15 protein-coding genes are annotated in these 19,718 nt (G+C 74.9%); 3 read left to right on the forward strand and 12 right to left on the reverse strand.

The features are described from left to right. Positions 1 to 11 precede the first annotated feature (11 nt). Positions 12 to 1,196 (reverse strand): hypothetical protein, encoded by a 1,185-nt coding sequence (locus tag ACFU5J_RS12795; protein WP_430578954.1) that lies wholly within the window; start codon positions 1,194 to 1,196, stop codon positions 12 to 14. Between the two features lie 226 nt (positions 1,197 to 1,422). On the opposite strand from ACFU5J_RS12795, the gene trpS reads away from it, so the two are divergent. Beyond that, positions 1,423 to 2,538, forward strand: a complete 1,116-nt coding sequence (gene trpS / locus ACFU5J_RS12800) for a tryptophan--tRNA ligase (protein ID WP_430579007.1) — start codon at positions 1,423 to 1,425, stop codon at positions 2,536 to 2,538. A 13-nt stretch (positions 2,539 to 2,551) separates the two neighbouring features. Here trpS and ACFU5J_RS12805 read toward each other — a convergent pair whose 3' ends face one another. From ACFU5J_RS12805 to ACFU5J_RS12855, 11 genes are all read right to left on the reverse strand, one after another. Then, entirely contained in the window at positions 2,552 to 3,583 is a 1,032-nt protein-coding gene (locus ACFU5J_RS12805; RefSeq protein ID WP_430579008.1) for a hydroxyacid dehydrogenase, read from the reverse strand. Then, positions 3,580 to 4,758 carry a dihydrodipicolinate synthase family protein gene (locus ACFU5J_RS12810; protein WP_430578955.1) on the reverse strand — a complete coding sequence of 393 codons (1,179 nt, stop codon included), beginning with the start codon at positions 4,756 to 4,758 and terminating at the stop codon, positions 3,580 to 3,582. The genes ACFU5J_RS12805 and ACFU5J_RS12810 overlap by 4 nt, the downstream gene beginning before the upstream one ends. Further along, entirely contained in the window at positions 4,758 to 5,831 is a 1,074-nt protein-coding gene (locus ACFU5J_RS12815; protein ID WP_430578956.1) for an NAD-dependent epimerase/dehydratase family protein, read from the reverse strand. Before ACFU5J_RS12815 ends, ACFU5J_RS12810 begins: the two co-directional genes overlap by 1 nt. Beyond that, positions 5,828 to 6,736 carry a carbohydrate ABC transporter permease gene (locus ACFU5J_RS12820; RefSeq protein ID WP_430574428.1) on the reverse strand — a complete coding sequence of 303 codons (909 nt, stop codon included), beginning with the start codon at positions 6,734 to 6,736 and terminating at the stop codon, positions 5,828 to 5,830. The genes ACFU5J_RS12815 and ACFU5J_RS12820 overlap by 4 nt, the downstream gene beginning before the upstream one ends. 2 nt (positions 6,737 to 6,738) lie before the next feature. After that, complete coding sequence (locus ACFU5J_RS12825; protein ID WP_430574429.1) at positions 6,739 to 7,683, reverse strand: carbohydrate ABC transporter permease; 945 nt, start codon at positions 7,681 to 7,683, stop codon at positions 6,739 to 6,741. A gap of 108 nt (positions 7,684 to 7,791) precedes the next feature. Then, on the reverse strand, positions 7,792 to 9,066 hold the full coding sequence (locus ACFU5J_RS12830) for an ABC transporter substrate-binding protein (RefSeq protein ID WP_430578957.1): 1,275 nt from the start codon (positions 9,064 to 9,066) through the stop codon (positions 7,792 to 7,794). A gap of 110 nt (positions 9,067 to 9,176) precedes the next feature. After that, positions 9,177 to 10,490, reverse strand: coding sequence for a Gfo/Idh/MocA family protein (locus ACFU5J_RS12835; protein ID WP_430578958.1), 1,314 nt, complete (start codon positions 10,488 to 10,490; stop codon positions 9,177 to 9,179). Between the two features lie 308 nt (positions 10,491 to 10,798). Continuing rightward, positions 10,799 to 12,994: a peptidase C14 gene (locus ACFU5J_RS12840; protein WP_430578959.1), complete on the reverse strand. Its 2,196-nt coding sequence runs from the start codon at positions 12,992 to 12,994 to the stop codon at positions 10,799 to 10,801. 41 nt (positions 12,995 to 13,035) lie between these two features. After that, complete coding sequence (locus ACFU5J_RS12845; protein ID WP_430578960.1) at positions 13,036 to 15,141, reverse strand: peptidase C14; 2,106 nt, start codon at positions 15,139 to 15,141, stop codon at positions 13,036 to 13,038. Positions 15,142 to 15,409: 268 nt separating this feature from the next. Continuing rightward, on the reverse strand, positions 15,410 to 16,456 hold the full coding sequence (locus ACFU5J_RS12850) for a GNAT family N-acetyltransferase (protein WP_430578961.1): 1,047 nt from the start codon (positions 16,454 to 16,456) through the stop codon (positions 15,410 to 15,412). Positions 16,457 to 16,661: 205 nt separating this feature from the next. After that, the gene (locus tag ACFU5J_RS12855) at positions 16,662 to 17,330 is read right to left on the reverse strand and encodes a GntR family transcriptional regulator (RefSeq protein ID WP_430574435.1); all 669 of its coding nucleotides are present in this window, start codon (positions 17,328 to 17,330) and stop codon (positions 16,662 to 16,664) included. A 175-nt stretch (positions 17,331 to 17,505) separates the two neighbouring features. Between ACFU5J_RS12855 and ACFU5J_RS12860 the strand changes: the two genes are divergently transcribed. Both ACFU5J_RS12860 and ACFU5J_RS12865 read left to right on the forward strand, forming a co-directional pair. Beyond that, positions 17,506 to 18,927 carry a hypothetical protein gene (locus tag ACFU5J_RS12860; RefSeq protein WP_430578962.1) on the forward strand — a complete coding sequence of 474 codons (1,422 nt, stop codon included), beginning with the start codon at positions 17,506 to 17,508 and terminating at the stop codon, positions 18,925 to 18,927. Beyond that, positions 18,924 to 19,715: an SDR family NAD(P)-dependent oxidoreductase gene (locus ACFU5J_RS12865; RefSeq protein WP_430578963.1), complete on the forward strand. Its 792-nt coding sequence runs from the start codon at positions 18,924 to 18,926 to the stop codon at positions 19,713 to 19,715. The genes ACFU5J_RS12860 and ACFU5J_RS12865 overlap by 4 nt, the downstream gene beginning before the upstream one ends. Positions 19,716 to 19,718: the final 3 nt, after the last annotated feature.

Here is a 19,718-nt window from a genome sequence, read left to right on the forward strand (position 1 = left end):
CCGTCCGCCTGCTACTCGGCCGCGGCCGCCTCGGACCCCGGCGCCCCGCCGTTCATCCGGACGACCTTGCCCTTCAGGGAGAAGTCCACCCATCCGGAGTGGTAGTCGTCGGTGGTGGAGACGGCGACGCGGGGCGGGCTGGGCTTCTCGTCGGCGAACACGTAGCGAGCGACGCGCAGGGACGGGTCCTCCTCGTCGATGCCGGTGAGGCGGCCGGCCTCCTCGACGAGCCCCGGCAGCGTGGCCCAGTCGACGTCGGTGGCGTCGAACAGCTCGCGCGGCACGTCCTCCGGCTCCGGCTGGATGAGCGACGGGCCGGTGCGCTCCGCGGTGCCGTCGCGGTACTGCCACTCGTCGGTGGTGCCGGCGCCCGGCGACGTGGGCGCGGTGACGAGCACGAACTGGTCGTACACGCCCACCTCGGTGACGTCCGTGCCCGAGAGCGCCAGGACGGCCTCGATCGCGGGCTCCAGGTTGCCGGGCGTGAACATGGAGGTCTCGGCGGCGGCCGTGGCCTCGCTCTCGGCCCGGATCTCGTCGATCGAGCTGCCCTGGAGCAGCTGGCCTGCCTCGGCCCACGCCGGGTACAGCGCGGCGGCGCCGCCCAGCACGGCCAGCACCGGGAAGACGACGAACGGGATGTGCCGGATCGCGCCGGGCGCGCGGCCCTGGCGCGGGGGCGCCCAGACGTCGGCGACGGGCGCCTCGCGCACCTGCCGGTCGTTCGCCGCGCGCGCCGCCCACTCCGGGTCGGGGGCGTCGTCGATCGCGACCTCCGGGCGCTCGGCGTCGAGCTGCGTCACGACCCGCACCGCCCCCGGCTGCATGGACGGCAGGTGCGCCAGGTTCACGACCCGCCGCGTGGTGGTGCGGTACGGCCCGCGGCCCTGGCGGGGCACCACCAGGAGCTCGATGTCGCACACGGGCTGGTCGTTGACGCTGGACCCGGTCGCGTCGATGCGCACCACGCGGGCCAGCATGGTGCGGCCCGCCGCCTTGGCGGCGGCCGTCTGCCGGGGGTTCGCGACGCCGGTCGACCCCACGACGCTGCCGATGATGGTCAGCGGCAGGCAGATGCTGGCCACGACGATCGCCACCATCCGCAGGGTCGTGTAGAACGCGGCGCCGGTGAGGGCGTCGCCGAGGATCGACGCCGCCAGCACGCCGAGGGACAGAGCGAACAGGCAGCGGATCACCGGAACATTCTGCCTGGTCCGGGGGCGGATACCGACCGGCCCCCGGTCGGCGGGCGTACGATGGCGGCATGTCGATGCGCGCGTGCTGGTGGTGGCTGCCTCCGCAGCCGTGACCCGACGCGCCCACCAGCACCCGTCCCGAGCTGCCTGTCGCAGCCGGGACGTTTTTCGTGTCCGGACGGACCGACGGGCGGCGAACCCCCGAAGGAGCCGCACCAGGTCCGTCCTGTCCGCCCCCGCCGCCTCCCCCGTCCCCGCGCCGTCCCCGGCGGCCACGGCGAGCGCCGCCGTCGCGCAGGCCCGCTCGGCCGAGATCGAGGCCGAGATCGCCCGCGACCCGGGCCGCTTCCGCGTCCTCACCGGCGACCGGCCGACGGGCGCCCTGCACCTCGGCCACCTGCTCGCCACCCTCGACAACCGGGTGCGGCTGCAGGACGCCGGGGTCGAGGTGGTCCTCGTCGTCGCCGACTACCAGGTCATCACCGACCGGGACGACGCCGGCGACCTGCCCGCCGTCGTGCGCGAGGTGGTGCTCGACTACCTCGCCGCGGGCGTCGACCCCGCCCGCAGCACCGTGTTCACGCACTCCGCCGTCCCGGCGCTGAACCAGCTGCTGCTGCCGTTCCTGTCGCTGGTCAGCGTCGCGGAGCTGGAGCGCAACCCCACCGTGAAGGCGGAGGCCGCGGACGCGGAGAGGCGGCAGGGGCGCGGCATGTCCGGGCTGCTGTTCACCTACCCGGTGCACCAGGCCGCGGACATCCTGTTCTGCCACGGCAACCTCGTGCCCGTGGGCCTCGACCAGCTGCCGCACCTGGAGACGACGCGGATCGTCGCGCGGCGGTTCAACCAGCGCTACGCGACCGCGAGCCCGTACTTCCCGGAGCCGGAGGCGCTGCTCACGCCGTCGCTGACGGTGCTGGGGAACGACGGCGCCAAGATGAGCAAGTCGCGGGGCAACGCGCTGGAGCTGCGCGCGTCGGAGGACGACACGGTGCGCTTCTTCCGCCGGGCCCGCACGGACTCCGAGCGGCACATCGCCTACGACCCCGACGGGCGTCCCGAGGTGGCGAACCTGCTGCGGATCGGCGCGCACTTCGCGGGCACGACGCCGCAGGAGCTGGCCGACCAGGTGGGGGACGCCGGTGCCGGCCGCCTCAAGTCCGTCGTGACGGAGGCGGTCGTGGAGGGGCTGCGGCCGCTGCGCGAGCGCCGGCGTGCCCTCGCGTCGGACGGCCCCGCCGTCGTGCGGGACGTCCTCGCGCGGGGCAACGCCCGGGCGAACGAGGTCGCGGACCGCACGCTGGCCGACGTCCGCGAGCTCATGGGCACCGTGTACGCCTGAGCGGCGGGGTCCCTCAGGCGATCCCGTGGAGCGCGTCGCGCGTCACCTCGTGGCCGAGCGGCCGGCCCTCGAGGTGGCGCGCGACCTCGTCCACGACGATGGCGCCCTGGCGCAGGCGGCCCTCGACGGTCGCGGCCGCGTGGTGCGGGGTGAGCAGCACGTTGGGCAGCCGCCGCAGGGGGTGGTCGCGGGGCAGGGGCTCGTCGTCGTACACGTCGAGCGCCGCGTCGATCCGTCCCGTCGTGAGCTCGCGCACGAGGGCGTCCTCGTCGGTCAGCCACGACCGCGCGGTGTTGACCAGCCCCGCGCCGTCCGGCATGAGCCCCAGCTCGCGGGCGCCCACCAGGTGGCGGGTCTCGGGCAGCGTCGGGGCGTGGATCATCGTCACGCGGCTGGTGGCCAGGAGCTCGTCGAGCGGGAGCAGCCCGACGCCCAGGGCCGCCGCGTCGGCCGCCGTGAGCGTCGGGTCGGCGACCACGACCTCGGCGCCGAGGGCGCGCAGCATCGCGATGGCGGCGCGCCCGGTGCGGGACGCCCCGAGCACGCCGACGCGCGAGCCCGCGATCTCGTGGCGCGGCGGCGCGTCCTCGGCGCGCTCCCACGGGGCGCCGTCGTGCAGCGCGTTGTGGAACCGGGGCAGCCGGTGCAGCAGCGCGAGGGCGAACGCGACCGACACCTCGGCGACCGGGCGGGCCATGCCCTGGCCCGCCTGCGTCACCCGGACCCCGCGGTCGAAGAGCTCGGACGAGACGAACGGCTTCACCGAGGCCCCGGTGTGCGCCACGAGGCGCAGCGACGGGAGGAGGTCGAGCACGGTGGCGTCCAGGCGCGGCGTCCCCCAGGAGATGACGAGCACCCGCGCCCGGGCCCGCACCTGAGGGTCGGCCGCCGCCAGCGCCGCGACCAGCCCCGCGGGCTCGTCCACGGCGACGACGTCGACGGCCGCCTCCAGGGCCGACCAGGCGTCGGGCGCGAAGAACTCGTCGCGCAGCCCGGGGGCGACCGCGACGACGGCCACGGGGCGAGCGGTCCCGGCGGCCGTCATGCGAGCCACGCGTCCCGGTGCTCGGCGATCAGCGCGTCGTCCGCGGCGGCGAGCCACGGGTACGACGCGGTCACGCGGGTCAGCTCCTCGGCCTGCCCGGGAGACAGGGTCTCCGCGGGGTCGAGGCACCAGATGCCGTCGAGCAGGCCCTGGCGCCGCAGCACCTCGTGCACGCCGGCGATGACGCCCGCGAAGTCGTGGGCGGCGTCGAACACCGCGGCGTTCGCGTCCGTGAGGGCGGACTGCCGCGCGACGAGGGCCGCGAGCGCTCCCGGGTCTGGCACGGTGGCGGTGCTCGTGCCGGGCGGCGGGTCGCCGTGCGCGGCGTGGGCCAGGCGCAGCGTCTCGACCGCGCCGGCGGTCCAGACCGCCCACTGACCGAGCAGGCCGCCGACGAACCGGGCGCGGTAGGTGGACGTGCCCCCGTCCGGGGCGGCCACCGGCACGTCGAGCCGCGACACGAGGTCGGCCACGATGGCGTCGTCGTTCCCCGTGTACAGGGCGATCTGGTCGCCGCGGCCGGACGCGGCGACGCCCCGCAGCACGTCGAGGGTCCGGTAGCGGTGGAAGGGCGCCGCCTTGATCGCGACGACCGCCTCGATCGACGCGTACTCGCGCCAGAAGCCGACCGACAGGCGCGGGCCGCCGATCGCCTCCTGGAGGTAGAAGCCGATCACGGGCAGCACCTCGCCCACGGCCCGGGCCCGGTCGAGCAGCACCCGCTCGACCTCCTCGCGCGTCCCCGTCAGCCCGGGCACGCGCGGCGCGAGCAGCACGGCGTCGTAGCCCAGGCCGGCGGCGAGCTCCGCCTCGGCGACGGCCTGCCGCACGTCGCCCGCGGCGCCCGCGACCTGGACGAGCGGCCGCGGGCCGGGCTCCGCCGCCCCGGCGGGCGCACGACCGGCGATCGTGTCCCGCGAGACCTCGGCGGCGAGCTCCAGCACGGGGCGGAGGAGGCCGTGCTCGCGGATCTCGAACTGCGTGGTGTGCACGCCCACGGCCACGCCCCCGGCGCCGGCCGCGTGGTAGTAGCGGGTGAGGGCGCGCTGGCGCCGCTCGTCGAGCCGGCGGCCGGCGTCGAGGGCGAGCGGCTGCGCGGGGATCACGGTGCCCGCGCGCAGCAGCGCGCCGACGTCGTCCGCCAGGCGGGGCACCTCGACCGGGGCGGCCGTCATCAGAACTTCCCGTCGCGGACGGCGAACTTGGTCGGCTTGCCCGACGTCGGCAGCCCGGCGGCCAGCCACGCGGCCTGCCACTCCACCAGGGTCCGCAGCGGCACCTGGGGGTAGCCGAAGAGCTCGTGGCAGCGGCTCGCGTCGTTGAGCAGCGCCGTGGGCGACTCGGTGCCCGTGAAGGACACCTCGCGGCCCAGGGCGGCGCCGAGCTGCGTCGCGAGCCGGCGCACGGACGCGGTCTCCGGCCCGGTGAGGTTGATGGCCGTGGCGGGCGCGGACGCGTGCCCGAGGGCGCGCAGCGCGACCTCGTTGGCGTAGCCCTGCCACACCACGTTGACGTGCCCGGTGGTGACGTCCACGGGCTCGCCCGCGAGGATCGGGGACGCGACGTCGAACAGCACGCCGTAGCGCAGGTCGACGGCGTAGTTGAGCCGGACGGTGGCGACCTTCGTGCCGCGGGTGAGGGCCACGTGCTCGAACAGCCGCTCGCGTCCCAGGCAGCTCATCGCGTACTCGCCGACGGGCCCCACCGGGTGGTCCTCGGCGCAGCCGCCCGACCCGACCGGCACGAGCGGGTACACATTGCCGGTGGAGAACGCGGCGATCGTGGAGTCGGCGTAGCGCCGGGCGACGTCGTGCACCAGCGCGGCGTTCGCCGCCCACGCGAGCGACGGCGCGGAGGTCGTGCCGAACTTGGCCCCCACCATGTAGACGACGTCGGCCGCGTCGGGCAGCGCGGACAGGTCGGCGTCGGGGCCCATCAGGTCGGCCGTGACGACGTCCACCCCGGCGTCCCGCAGGGTGTCGGCCTGCGCGGCGTCGGACCAGCGGGAGACGGCGTGCACGGCGTCTCCGGAGCGACCGGCGGCGTCGAGGGCCCGCCGGGCGAGGACGGTGAGGGAGGGGCCCATCTTGCCGCCCGCGCCGAGGATCACGAGGTCGCCCGTGCGGGCGGCCATGTCCTCGACGAGCGCGGGGGACGGGGTGGTGAGCAGGCGCTCCAGCTCGGCCACGGAGGCCGGGGCCGAGAGGCGGGCGGACGGTGCGGTGGTCGTCGTCATGCGTGCGGTCATCCCTTGATTCCGGACATCGTGACGCCCTCCTGGAAGTAGCGCTGGGCCACGAGGTAGGCGGCGAAGATCGGCACGAACGAGATGGTCGCGCCGGCGAGGATCATGTTGAGCGGCACGTCCTGCTGCTGCAGCGAGGCGATGCCGACGGTGAGGGTCCAGTGCTCCGTGCCCTGGCCGATGATGAGCGGCCACAGGAAGTCGTTCCAGTGCCACAGGAAGACGAACGTGCCGAGCGTCGCGAGGATCGGCTTGCACAGCGGCAGGACGATCGAGACGAAGATGCGCCACTCCGAGGCGCCGTCGAGCTTGGCCGCCTCGAACAGCTCGTCGGGCAGGTCCACGATGAACTGCCGCATGAGGAAGACGGCCTGCGCGTTCGCCAGGGTCGGCAGGATGAGGCCCCAGTAGGTGTCGAGGCCGCCCGCCTGCGCGATGAGGATGAACGTCGGGATGAGGGTCACGTGGTACGGCACCATGACCATCGCGAGGAACGACCAGAACATCGTCTCGCGGCCCGGGAACCGCTTCTTGGCGAACGCGTAGCCGGCCATCGCGGACAGGGCGAGCACCGCCACGACCGACACGGCCGAGTAGATCAGCGTGTTGACGAACCACGTGCCGATCCCGCCGGCGGAGAGCACCCGCTCGTAGGCGCCCGTGCCGAGGTTCGTCGGCAGCAGCGACGCGGGGAACTCGATCGCGGCGGCCGGCTTCAGCGACAGGACGACCATCGCGTAGAACGGGAAGATCGTCACGACGGCGGCCACGGAGAGCACGACGTAGCGCACGACCTTGCCGCCGAGGGTCGGCTCCATGCCCGAGCCGCGCGAGCGGCGGCGCCGCGCGGGAGGGCTCGCGGGGCGCGGGGCGGCCGCGGGGGGCGGCGTGGTGACCTGGGTCGTCATGGTCACTTCTCCTTCCCGATGACGGCTCGCTGCACGAGGGCGACGACGAGCGTGAGGACGAACAGGGCGACGCCGAGGGCGCTGGCGTACCCGAGGTCGAAGTACTTGAAGCCCTGGTTGTAGATCTCGTAGACGAGGCTGTAGCTCGCCCGGGCGGGCCCGCCGCCGGTCATCATGTAGACGAGGTCGAAGATCTGGAACGACGCGGTCGTCTCGATGACCGCGAGGAAGAACAGGGTCGGCTTGAGCTGCGGCACGATGATGTTCCAGAACCGCTGCCAGCCGTTGGCGCCGTCGATCGCCGCGGCCTCCTCGAGCTCGCGGGGGAGGTCCTGCATCCGGGCCAGCAGGATCAGCATCCCGTAGCCGAACCGGGACCAGATGGCCACGAGCGCGAGCGCGGGCAGGACGAACGTCGTCGACCCCAGCCACGAGTCGGTCGACAGCCCGAGCAGCCCCATGAGCTTCGACCAGGGTCCGCCGGTCGAGAACACCCAGGTGAAGACGGTCGCCGCGAGCACGAGGCTCGTCACGACGGGCAGGAAGAACACCGACCGGTACAGCCGCGAGCCGCGGAACCCGCGCCGCACCAGCAGCGCCATGAGGGTCGAGATCGCGAGCTGGACCGGGACGATGAGGACGCTCAGCACGATCGTCACGCGCAGCGCGGACCAGAACACCGGGTCGACGACCAGCCGGCGGAAGTTGTCCAGCCCGGTCCACTCGGCGCCGGCGCCGATCGTGTAGTCGAAGAAGCTCAGGCCGACGCCGGCGATCGCCGGCCCGAAGCGGAAGAGCAGGAAGAGCAGGAACGCCGGCAGCGCGAACAGCAGGCCGATGCGGGCCTCGCGCCGCGCCATCGTGCGGCGCAGGGCGCCCGGCCGGCCGGGAGGCCGGGGGCCGGTCGCCGCGCCCGGGGCGGGTGCGGTCGGGGTGGTGGTCGTCATGGGTGGTTCTCCTTCGCGGCGCGGGCGCCGGGCGCCGGGAGGCGGGCTCCCGGCGCCCGGCACGTCCGTGCACGGTGCGTCGGTCCGCTCCGGACCCGCGCGGGTGGGTCAGCCGAGCAGGGGCGCAGCCGCCGCGGCGGCGTCCTCGAGCGCCTGCTCCGGGGTCTTCTCGCCGATGAGCGCGGCCTGGATCTCCGGGGCGAGGACGCCCATGACCTCGCGGGACTTCTCGTTGAGGTCGCCGGAGGTGGTGGCGTCGAGCGTGTCCTCGAGGGCCGTCATGGTCTTGTCGCCCTCGTAGAGGCCCGTCTGGTCGCTGTACGGCCCGAACCAGCCGGAGGCCTGGGCGTACTCGGCGCTGACCTCGTCGCTCGTGGCGAACGCGAGCCACTTGCCGGCCGCGTCCAGGTCGTCCGAGCCCTTCATCAGCGACAGCGAGCCGACGGTGCCGTAGCCGATCGACTTGGCCTCCTTGAGGGACGGCAGCACGACCACGTTGTCCTCGCCCCAGAAGGACGCGACGTCGGCCGGACCCTGCTGCCAGGTGCAGGCGATCTTGCCCTGGGCGGTGCGGGTCTGCTCGAACGCCGGGATCGTGGTCAGCAGGTCCTTCTCGACGTAGCCGCCCTCGGCGAGGTCGGTGATGAACTGCAGCGCCTCGACGCCCTCGGGGGAGTCGAACGCGACCCCCGTGCCGTCCTCGGTGAACACCGAGCCGCCCGCCTGCCACAGGAGCGGGTAGAACGACTCGTTGAGCGTCGCGTCGACGGCGCCCCAGTAGTTGGTGACGTCGTAGCCCGCGTCCTTGAACTCCGGCGCCAGCGCCATGAGGTCGTCCCACGTGGCGGGGTAGTTGCCGGACTCGCCGATCGCGTCGAACGCGGCGGCGTTGCAGACCAGGGGCTTGGAGTTCATGATCAGCGGCGACCCGAGCATGGCGTCGTCGATCGTCACGGCGGCCTTGGCGTTCTCGCGCAGCCCGGCCGACTGGTCGGTGACGAAGTTGTCGACGGCGGCGAGGGACTTCGCGTACTTCGGCAGCTGGTCGGGGATGAGGTAGACGACGTCCGGCCCCTTGTTGCCGGCGATGGCGGTCGCGAGCGTCTCGTCGCGGCCGGCCCAGGGGTAGATTTCGACGTTCACGTCGACGTCGGGGTTCTCCTTCGTGAACTCCGCGATCTTCTCGTCCCAGAACTTCTTGTGGGCGGCCTCGTCCGCGATGACCGGGTAGGTCCACATGGTGACGGAGCCGGAGGCGGCACCGTCCTCGGGCTCGGGGACGGCGTCGCCGCCCGTGGTGCCGCCGCCGCACGCCGTGAGGGCGCCGAGCGAGGCGAGGGCGAGGGCGGCGGTCCAGCCGCGCCGGATCGTGCGCTGGGTCATCGACTTCTCCTTCGGGAGTGCCCGGGCCGCTCCAGTGCGTCCGGGCGATGGGCTGTGTCGGGTGTCGAGCAGGTCGGTGCCGTCCGGGGGGACGGGTCGGTCGGCGGCGGTCACCGGGCGGGGACGTCGACGACGGTGCGGTGGTGCCGGGACTCCTCGGCGGCGAAGACCGCGAGGTGGGACTGGAGGGACTCGACGGCGCCGGAGCGCACGTGGCTCGGGTCGCCGGTGGCGACGGCGCGCACGAAGGCGTCCATGACGCCGCTGTCGCCGCCGCCGTGGTCGTCGGCGGCGTTGGTCGCGCCGTGGTGGCCGCCGTCGTGCACGGTCACGCTCCCGTCGCGGAAGTCGGTGACGCGCACCTTCTCGCCGTCGCCGTCGAGGCAGCCGTGGGTGCCGAAGATCTGCGTCTTGCGGTGGTCCTGCTCGCTGAACGCCGTCATCGTGAAGGTGGCGGCGGAGCCCCCGTCGAGCTCCATCGCGACGACCTGGTGGTCCACGACGTCGTTGTCGGAGGCGTAGACGCAGCGGCCGTAGTCGCCGGTGCGCAGGGCGTCGAGGACGCCCGCCTCGTCGGTCGCGTCGGTGATCACCGAGACGGGCCAGATCGGGCCCTGCTCGCGCAGCGTGGTCAGGTAGAGCCGGGGCGCCGAGTAGGGGCAGGTGGGCTCGAGGGGGCAGTCGAGGCACCGGTCCGCGGCGCCCTCCGGCCGCTCCTCGGGGCGGAAGTGCTTGAGGGAGCCGAAGCTCGCGACGCTCGTGATGCGCTTGCCGGTGACGTACCGGATCCAGTCGAGGTCGTGGCTCGACTTGGCGAGGAGCATCGGGCTGGACGTCCGCTCGGTGCGCCACGGGCCCCGCACGTACGAGTGGGCGTCGTGCCACCAGCCGACCGGCTCCAGGTGCTGCACGTTGACGATCTCGCCGAGGACCCCGGAGTCCACGACCGACTTCACCAGGTCCGTGTACGGCATGTAGCGCATGACGTGGCAGACCCCGAACAAGGTGCCCGCCGCCTCGACCGCGTCCACGACGGCGCGGCACTCCTCCGGGCTCGGGGCCAGGGGCTTCTCCACCAGGACGGCGTAGCCCTGGGGGGCCAGCGCGACGACGGGGTCGCGGTGCTCGCGGTCCTGCGTCGCGACGATCACCATGTCCGCGACGCGGCCGTCGGCGTGGTCGGTGCCGGCGGCGACGAGGTCCCGCCAGCCCTCGAGCTCGAGCACCTCGGGCGTCGTCTCACCGGCTCCCGCGCGGGACTCGCGGGCCTGCGCGGCGACGAGGCCGCGCTGGTGGGGGCGCGGGTCGGCGACCGCGACGAGGCGCGCCCGGTCGGGGTGCGCCGCGATCCAGCGGGCGTACGTCTGGCCGCGGTTCCCCGCGCCGACGAGGGCGACGGTCACGACCTGGGGGGTGGGGGTCACGTGCGGTCCTTGCTCCGTTGCGATGGGTGCTGCGTGGGGTCGTACTGTGGGTGCCCGTCCCGCGCGGGGGCGGGCGCCCGTCCAGAGAATCTGCTATTTGCTATAGCACTCTGCCAGAGGGATGTTACGCCAGACGGGCCCGGGTGTTAACTCCCTCACGACGGCCGGTCCACCTGGTACCGATTTGTGACCTCGATCCCGAAGGTGGCCGGGAGCGGCCCCCACGGCGGCCGGGTCCCGCCCGTCCCCGCGCCGAGTGGGGCGGGGCGGGGACGGGCGGGGACCAGGGAGCCGGACGGGTCGCGCCGTCAGAGGACGAGCGAGCCCGCCGTCGCCACGCGCGGGCCGTCCTCCGGGAACGCGGTGCGCGTGACGCCCTGCTCGACCGTCCCCGTCTGCACGAGAGTCGATCCCTCGCCGAACGCCGCCGGCGCGAGCTCGACCCTCCCTCCGGCGAACCGTGAGCCGACGGCGGCCCACCGGTTCGTGCCCTGGGTCAGCACCGCGTGGGCCGTGCCGTCCCCGGCCGTGGACGCCAGCCCGTCGAGCGCCCACGTCACGGTGGCCGTCGCCGCCCTGCGGGACAGGAACGCCCCGCCGGCGGGGGCGCCCTCCAGGCGCGCGCCGCCGCCGGCGCGCACGGTCTGGTCCTTGGCGCCCGCGGCCACCAGGGCGACGTTCCGCAGCACGCCGCCGCGCACCGTGACGTCGCCGGAGACCGTGAGGGTGCCCGCGCCCTCCGCGGCCTCGAGGACGCAGTCCTCGAGCACCACGGGGCCGGAGCCGGCGAACGACGCGTTCCTCAGCCCGCTCAGCGCGGTGCGCACCAGGTGGACCGGTCGCGTCACGTTCGCCTGGGTGACCGGGGTGTCGGGCAGGACGGCGAACCGCGACCCCTCGATGACGTTCGGTCGCGCGGAGCGGTCCGAGGCCTGCGAGACGATGAGGGTGTCGTCGGCCTGGCAGCCGCGCAGCTGCACGCCGTCGGCGTTCACCCACATCATCCCCGAGCCGGCCAGGCCCTCCTTGCGGATCACCTGCACGTCGGTGAGCGTGAGGTCGGTGACCTTGACGCGGGCCACGAACCACGAGCACACGTGCCGGGTGACGGTGATGCGCTTGGCGGAGGAGCCCCACGCCGCGCCGGAGTTGGCGAACGTCATGAGGCCGGAGTTCCCCACGTACGTGAGGTCGTGCTCGTACTGGCCGTGCGTGACGAACGGGCCCTGGTCGTCGCCGTCCCCGTGGCAGTTCTCCACGAGCCCGTACGACGACGCGGTCCAGTCGTTGAGGTGCCGCGCGTTGCTCGTGTGGCAGTCCACGACGTGCCCGTAGTTGCAGTAGATCTGCTGGGTCAGGTAGCCCGCGCCGCCCCACGTCACCGACGCCGGGTTGGTGAGGGAGCAGCCCGACGTGCGGAAGAACGTGCTCCACCGGCGCATGACGAGCGGCCAGAAGGTGGCCACGCCGTGCACGTCCTCCACGTCGCAGCCGACCGCGTACTCGTAGGCGATCGGGTGCGAGCCCGTGTACTGGTCGCCGTCGGGCCGACCCACGAACGACAGGTGGCGCACGTGCACCTGCTCCACCGGCTCCACGCGCGTCCAGGTCAGGGTGCGCCCCTTGGCCAGCTCCCAGCCCGCCTTGTAGTTGACGCGCACGTGGGTGGCGTCGACGACCTGCGTCACCTGGACCAGGCGCTGGAGCTCCTTCTCCCAGCGGCCCGACAGCGCGTTCACCTCGAGGGCGTACCACTGCCCGACCTCGAACCGGGACGAGTCGGCGACCTCGTAGTCGTCCCGGAGCTCGGGCATGACCGCGGTGAGCGTGTTCGTCCGGACGTCGTCCGTGACGGTGCCCCGGAAGAACAGCACCGCGGCGAACGGGTCGTCCTGCCCGGCGTCCTCGATGCCCTCGGTGGTCATCGTGTGCCCGCCGAAGTCGAGCTCGAGGTGCGAGCGCGTGAAGCGGTGGCGGCGCACGAAGGCGAGGTCGCTGTGCGCCTCGATGCGGCTGACGCTCGCGTCGCCGACGAGGGCGTCCAGCGCGTCGTCGGCCGGTGCCTGCGGGCCGAAGAGCCCGAACCAGCGGAAGTCGGCGGTGCCGGTGTGCAGGGTGTGCCAGCGGCCCCTCGCCCCGGCGTCCGCGGGCGCGAGCACCGTGCCGCCGTTGGGTCGGGCGGTGGAGCGGGCGTCGTAGCGCACGAGCCGCGCGGCCCCGTCGCCGGCCTTCGCGTGGCCGAGCAGCTGGGCCACGGTGCCGTCGTCGAGCTTCTTCGCCTGCCAGCCGACGAGCTGGGCGACGGTGGTGGCGACGACGACGTCGGTGGCGGGCTTGTCGGCCTTGTCGGCCTTGGCCGCCGCGAGCGGTGCGGCGCTCGCCGCGGTCGTGCCCGCGGCGGCTCCCGCGACGACGAGCCCGCCGATGCCGGCGACGCGCAGCAGCGCGCGCCGCGAGGGGACCTCGGTCGCCTCGGTGGTGGGGGTGGTGGGGGTGGTGGTCATCGTCCGTCCTTCCTTCGGTACGGGTGGGGCGGTGGTGCGGGTCAGCCGAGCGACGCGTGCAGCACGGTCGCGGGGCCGGGCTGGGGGACGGCGTCGACGCCGTCGAACGTGCACCCGGCGTGCAGCACGGGCGCGGCGGCGTCGAGGTCGAGGCGCCCGCCGGCGAACCGGGTGCCGGTGGCCTGGTACGAGGACGGGCCGGCGTCGAGGGCGACGTGCGCGGCGCCGTCCGGCACCGTGAGGTCGGCGCCGCGCAGGTGCACGGCGACGGCACCGGTCCCGGCCCGGGACACGAGGGCGCCTGCCGTGGTCGTGCCCGTCATCGTCGTGCCGTCGACGGTGAGGCGCTGGTCGCGGGCGCCGCTCAGGACGATCCCGGCGCCGGTCCACCGGCCGCCGCGCACGGTGACGTCCGCCGACCCGACGCTCATCGGGGCGGCGACCTCGTCGCCCGTGGCCCCGACGACCTCGCAGTCCGTGAAGGTCACGGGACCGGGGCCGCGCAGCACGGTGCCGTCGACGCCGGTGAACCGGGTCCGCACGAAGTGCACGGGGCTCGTCACGGGCGTCTGGTGCAGCACGGAGCCGGGCGGCAGCGCGAAGGAGCAGTCCTCGACGACGGTCGGGCGGGACGACAGGGCGGACCGCTGCCCCACGGCGAAGAACCCGGCCGAGCAGCCGCGCAGCCGGGCGCCGTCGGCGTTGATCGTCAGGGTGGCCTGGGGGTCGAACGTCGAGCGGGCCACGACGTGCACGTCCTCCAGCGTGAGGTCGGTGATCTTCGTGCCGACCACGAACCACGACGCCACGTGCCGCCGCACGGTGATCCGCTTGGCCGCCGTGCCCCACTGCGCGCCCGAGTTGGCGATGTCCATGAGCCCGCTGCAGCCCGAGAACACGAGGTCGTGCTCGTACTGGCCGTGCGTCGTGAACGGGTTGCCGCCCTCGTCGTCGCCGTCGCCGTGGCAGTTCTCCACGAGGCAGTAGGCCGAGGCCGTGAGGTCGTTGAGGTGCCGGGCGTTGTGGCTCCGGCAGTCGACGACGTGCCCGTACAGGGAGTAGATCTGCTGCGTGAGGTAGCCGGCGCCGCCGTAGAAGACGGTCGGGGGGTTGGACACCGAGCACCGCCGGGTGACGAAGTGCGTGTTCCAGCGCCGCATGATCACCGGCCACCAGGTGCGCTCGCCGTGCACCTCCTCGACGTCGCACCGCACCGCGTACTCGAAGGCCACGGGGTGCGAGCCGGTGTACTCCCGGTCGTCCGGGAGCTCGCCGTCCTCCGGGCCGTCGAAGGGGCCGGCGCCGAGGAAGCGCAGGTGCCGCACGTGGACCTGCTCGACGGGCTCCACCGGCGTCCAGGTCAGGGTGCGGCCCGCCGGCAGCTCCCAGCCGTTCTTGTAGTCGACGCGCACGTGCGTGCCGTCCACCACCTCGGTCACCTCGACCAGCCGCTGCAGCTCGCGCTCGTCGCGGCCGCCCCCCGGCCGGGGGTCGGACTGCACGGCCCACCACTGCCCGACGGCGAACGCGGCGGAGTCGGCCACCTCGAAGACGTCCGCGAGGTCGGGCAGCGGGGCGGTGAGCACCCGCGTCTGGGTGGCGTCGCCGACGCGGCCCCGGAAGAAGAGCAGGGCGCCGAACGGGTTGTCGTGGCTGTTGCGCTCGATGCCGTCGGTGTCGACGGTGTGCCCGCCGAAGTCGAGCTCGAGACGGGAGCGCGTGAACGTGTGCCGGCGGCGGAACAGCAGGTCCGTGTGCGCCTCGATGCGTGTCACCGCGGGGTCGCGCACCAGGGCGTCGAGCGCGTCGTCGGCGGGGCTCTCGGGGCCGAGGTGCCCGAACCAGCGGAAGTCCGCGGTGCCGGCGTGCACCGTGTGCCAGCGCCCGGTGGCGCCCGCGTCGCGCGGGGCCAGCACGGTGCCGCCGTTCGCGGCGGTGGTCGACCGGGCGTCGAAGCGCAGCAGCCGGCCGGCGCCGTCGCCGGGGGCGGCGTGGCCGAGGAGCCGCGCGACGGTCCCGTGCGCGAGGTCGCGGGAGCGCCAGCCGGTGAGCTCGGCGAGGTGGGCCGCGACGCGGGTCGGGGCGGAGCGGTCGGGGCGGGTCTGGGGTGCGCCGGCCGCGCGGCCGGTCGTGGTGATGGAGGTCAAGGGAGACACCCTTCGGGACGGTCGGGACGACGGTCCGTCCGGGGCGAGCGACGGGGGTGGTGCTCCGCGTACCGGCCCGGGGCTGCGGGTGGTCGGCGAGCGGTCCTGCGGGGCCGGGCGGGTCCTGCGGTGCGCCGACGGTGGTGCGCGTCGTTGCGCCGTCCCGAGCAGAGTAGCCAAATCCTATAGCAACGTCAACGGCTGACCGAGGAGCGTTGATGCAGGTCAGAGCGCTGAGAGGATCTCGTCGATGCCATAGCATCCGAGATCAGACGTAGTCTCCCGGCCAGTGGAACCCGGCGCCGACGGCGGACGGCGACCCCCGGAGCGCGTCCACCTCCGCCCGGCCGGCACCGACCGGCCGGAGCATCCCCGTCGCGTCGACCGACGGCGTGGCCTCGGCCAGCACCGCCCGGGCGAACGCCAGGCCGGCCGCGTCCTGCGGCAGCCGGACCTCGACCGAGGCGGCGCGGTGGTGACGGGCGCGGGCCAGCGCGGCGTCCGCGAGGGCGGTCGTGGCCGCAGGGTGCCCGGGGGCGGCCGGGTCGACGGCGAGCTCGCGGACCCGCAGGGTCGGGCCCGGCTCGAGGACCACGTACCCGACGACCTCGCCGTCGGTCGCGCGCGCCGTGAGCAGCTCGCACGACCGGAACCACAGCGGGACCCGCCGCTGCCAGTGGTCCTCCGTGCGGACGGTGGCGAGGGGGCGGCGCCGTCCGTCGTCGCCCGTGTCGGCCGCGTCGTGCAGGCGGGCGAGCGGCCGCCACGGAAGCGCCGGGCCCCAGCCCTGGTCCCACGGGTCGCCCGGCAGGCGGTCGACGCGGACCGCGGGCGGGCCGGCGGGCCGGTCGTCGAGCAGGTCGGGAGCCGGGAGGTCGGGGGTCGCCGGGGCGGGGCGCGGGGGCCCGGTGAGCACGGGCACGCCGAACGTCTCGAACCCGCTGGACCGGTAGACGCCCGGGGTGCCGGTGAAGAGCAGCGCGACGTCCGTGCCGGCCGCCGCCATCTGCTCGAGCGCGACGGCGAGCGCGCGGCGCACCAGACCGCGGCCCCGGGCCTCCGGCGCGGCCGCCACGTTCGCGACGCACCCGGCGCGCAGTGCGCGCGTGCCGTCCGCCGAGGTCACGACCCGTGGCGTCCAGTACACCGACGCCAGCACGGCGCCGTCCCGGCCGGGCGCGACGGCGAGGACGGTGCGCCCCAGGCGGCCGTCGTCGGACTCGTAGACCGGGACCATGAGGGGGGCGTCGAACGCCCGGGCCCACAGGGCGTAGAGCGCCGCGGCGTCGGTGGCGGAGGCGGTCCGGAGCTGCACGGCTGAGATGGCTGACCCCTTCCTGGCGGAGGCGCGGCGCCACCTGTTGACGGTTTGCTATAGCAGGATTAACGTCGGCCGCACGTTCGTCGGCGAGCGACGGACGAGCATCGCGCGGAGGGTCGGGCTGGCCCCTCGTCGCACCAGGACGGGCGCGCCGCGGCCGTCCGCACCGCCCGTGCCCCGCCGTCGCGCTCCGGAGCGCTCAGTCGTCGTCCTGCGTGTGCGGGGCGAGGCGTGCCGCCGCCGCCCCGACGTGCTCGGCCATCACGCGGCGGGCCGCCTCGGGGTCGCCCCCGGCGATCGCGTCGACGATCTCCTCGTGGGTCTGCGCGTGCGCGACGCGCGCGGCCGGCTCCAGCGCCACGTTGGCCGCCCGCAGGAAGCCCGTGATCCGGCTGCGGAGCTGCGCGTTCAGCGCCATGAGCATCCGGTGGTCGGCCATCTCCCAGATCTGCTCGTGGAAGCGCCGGTCCAGCTCGAAGACGCGCGCGGCGCTGCCCTTCTCGGCCGCCTGCACCATCTGCTGCACGATCTTGCGCAGCCGCGCCTCCTTGGCTGCGTCCCAGTCCTGCTGCACGCGGACGACGGCGAACTGCTCCAGCAGGGTGCGCAGGCTGGAGATCTCCTCGAGGTCCCGGCGGGTGAGCGCCGCCACGCGGGCGCCGCGGTGGGGGAGCCGTTCGACGAGCCCCTCCTCGGTGAGGCGGGTGAGCGCCTCGCGCACCGGGATGTGGCTCGTCCCCAGGCGCTCGGCGAGCTTGCGCTCCACCAGTCGTTCGCCGGGTTCCAGCTCGCCGGAGAAGATCGCCTCCCGCAGCTCCACGGTGACGCGGTCGGCCACGTTGAGGTCGGGCACGTTCTTCAGCGCCATTGCTACTCCGTCGGTCGGGTGGGGCAGGGGCCGGTTCCGGTTCGGTGGTGGCGCCGGCGGGGGTCGCCGCGCCTGTGGCGCGCCCCGCGGTCCACCCGGGTGCGACGCCTGGCCGGGGGCCCGGCGCCGAGACGCACATGCTATAGCATCGGCGGCGTCGACGACTGGAGGATCGATGGCGACTCTGCACGACCGGGTGCCCGTGCCCGCGTTCCACGGCCTGGCCGGCGTCGCGACGCGTGACGTCAGCCCACCCGTGGGGATCCGCGCCCGCAACTGGGGGCCCGCGGACTGGGACGCCGCCGAGGGGCAGCACCGGTCCATGGCCCTGACGGCGGTGGCCCTCGCCGGGGCCGACGGCGACCCGGTGGTGACGATGACCGTCGACGGCACCTGGTGGCGCCGCGTCGACGACGAGGCCGGGGTGCGCCACCGCGTCCTCGAGGCCCTGGGCCTGCCCGCCGAGCGGCTGCTGATCTCCCTGTCGCACACCCACGCCGGCCCGGTGCTGTGCGCGGGCGACGCCGACCTGCCGGGCGGGGACCTCGTGCCGGGGTACCTCGACGCGCTCGCCGCCGCGGCCGTCGACGCCGGGCGCGAGGCCCTCGGCGCGCTGCGCCCCGCCGTCCTCGAGTGGACCACCGGCCGCTGCGCCCTCGCGGCCGACCGGGAGCTGCTCGTGGAGACGCCGGACGAGCCGCGGCCCGTCGTCGGCTGGAACCCCGAGGTGCCCGCCGACGACACCGTGCTGGTCGGCCGCCTCACCGCCGCCGACGGCGACGGGCCCGGCCGTCCGCTCGCCACGATCGTCAACTACGCCTGCCACCCCACCACGCTCTCGTGGCAGAACCGGCTCGTCTCCCCGGACTACGTGGGCGCCATGCGGGACCTGGTCCAGGGGGCGACGGGGGCGCCGGTCGCGTTCCTCCAGGGGGCGTCCGGCGAGCTCGCCCCGCGCCAGCAGTACACGGGCGACCTCGCGGTGGCCGACCGGCACGGCGAGGCGCTCGGGCACGCCGTGCTCGCCGCGCTCGCCGAGCTGCCCCCGCCCGGCACGTCCTGGGAGCTCACGCGGGTGGTGGAGTCCGGCGCGCCGCTGGGCGTCTGGGAGCCGGCGCCGTCCGCGGGGTCCACGACGCTCGCCGTGCGGCAGGAGGACGTCGAGCTCGACCTGCGCCCCCTGCCGACCATCGCCGAGCTCGAGCAGGAGTGGGCCGGCATCGACCCCGGCTCGCGGGAGGAGCGCCTGCGCCGCGCGCGCAACCTGCGCGACGGCTACGTCACCGGGCCCACCGTCCGGCACCCCGCGTGGGTCTGGCAGGTCGGCGACGCGATCCTCGTCGCGCACCCGGGGGAGGCGTACTCCCGGCTCCAGCGGACCGTCCGGGAGCACGCCGCCGGCCGACCCGTCGTCGTCGCCAACCTCACCAACGGGCCGGGCTTCGTCTACCTCCCCACCGACGTCGCGTACGAGCGCGGCGCCTACCAGGCGTGGCAGACGCCCGTCGCCCCCGGGTCCCTGGCCCGGCTCGAGGCGCACGCCGCCCGGCTCATCGACACCCTGCCCGGCACGCCGGGCGAGAAGGAGGACCAGTGACCGACCCGACCCCGACCCGCGCGCCGCTCGCGATCGTCACCGGCGGCGCCGCCGGCATCGGACGGCAGCTCGCCGAGCGGCTCGCCGCCGAGGGCCACCGCGTCGTGTGCCCCGACGTCGCGCAGCACGACCTGCCCGCCCTCGGCGACGGCCCCGTCCCGACGGCCGCGGGGCTCGTCTGGACGTCCCTGGACGTGACGGACCCCGAGGCCGTGCGCGCGACCTTCGACGACCTCGCCGCGCGGTTCGGCGGGATCGACGTCCTGGTGAACAACGCGGGCATCCAGCGCCACCGCGGCCTGGAGGACCTCACGTTCGCCGAGTGGTCGGCGGTGGTGGACGTCAACCTGCACGGCGTCTTCTCGTGCCTGCAGGCCGCCGGCCGGCACATGCTCGCGGCCGGGCGCGGGGCCGTCGTCAACATCTCGTCGGTGTCCTCGCGCGGCTCGGCCGGCCGCGCCCCGTACGCCACGACCAAGGCCGCGGTGGTCGCGCTCACGGCGACGGCCGGCGCGGAGTGGGCGGCGCGGGGCGTACGCGTCAACGCGGTGGCGCCGGGGTACATCGACACCGGGGTGTTCCGCCAGGGCGTCGCGGCGGGGACCCTCTCGGAGGAGACGATCCTCGCGCGCATCCCCGCCGGCCGGCTGGCCGACGCGTCCGAGGTGGCGAACGCCGTCGCGTTCCTGGCCTCCGACCAGGCGTCCTACGTGGTCGGGCAGACCCTCTACGTCGACGGCGGCTTCATGGTCGACTACGGCGTGCCGCTCGCGAAGAAGCCGGAGTGACGC

The sequence above is a fragment of the Isoptericola sp. NPDC057559 genome (genome assembly GCF_042801555.1).
Taxonomy (GTDB): domain Bacteria; phylum Actinomycetota; class Actinomycetes; order Actinomycetales; family Cellulomonadaceae; genus Isoptericola.

What these genes read in the sequence shown, in the direction of transcription:
- ACFU5J_RS12820 (WP_430574428.1), bottom strand. Translation starts at nt 6,736, where the DNA reads ATGACGACCCAGGTCACCACGCCGCCCCCCGCGGCCGCCCCGCGCCCC.
- ACFU5J_RS12855 (WP_430574435.1), bottom strand. Translation starts at nt 17,330, where the DNA reads ATGGCGCTGAAGAACGTGCCCGACCTCAACGTGGCCGACCGCGTCACC.
- ACFU5J_RS12805 (WP_430579008.1), bottom strand. Translation starts at nt 3,583, where the DNA reads ATGACGGCCGCCGGGACCGCTCGCCCCGTGGCCGTCGTCGCGGTCGCC.
- ACFU5J_RS12810 (WP_430578955.1), bottom strand. Translation starts at nt 4,758, where the DNA reads ATGACGGCCGCCCCGGTCGAGGTGCCCCGCCTGGCGGACGACGTCGGC.
- ACFU5J_RS12815 (WP_430578956.1), bottom strand. Translation starts at nt 5,831, where the DNA reads ATGACCGCACGCATGACGACGACCACCGCACCGTCCGCCCGCCTCTCG.
- ACFU5J_RS12860 (WP_430578962.1), top strand. Translation starts at nt 17,506, where the DNA reads ATGGCGACTCTGCACGACCGGGTGCCCGTGCCCGCGTTCCACGGCCTG.
- ACFU5J_RS12840 (WP_430578959.1), bottom strand. Translation starts at nt 12,994, where the DNA reads ATGACCACCACCCCCACCACCCCCACCACCGAGGCGACCGAGGTCCCC.
- ACFU5J_RS12830 (WP_430578957.1), bottom strand. Translation starts at nt 9,066, where the DNA reads ATGACCCAGCGCACGATCCGGCGCGGCTGGACCGCCGCCCTCGCCCTC.
- ACFU5J_RS12825 (WP_430574429.1), bottom strand. Translation starts at nt 7,683, where the DNA reads ATGACGACCACCACCCCGACCGCACCCGCCCCGGGCGCGGCGACCGGC.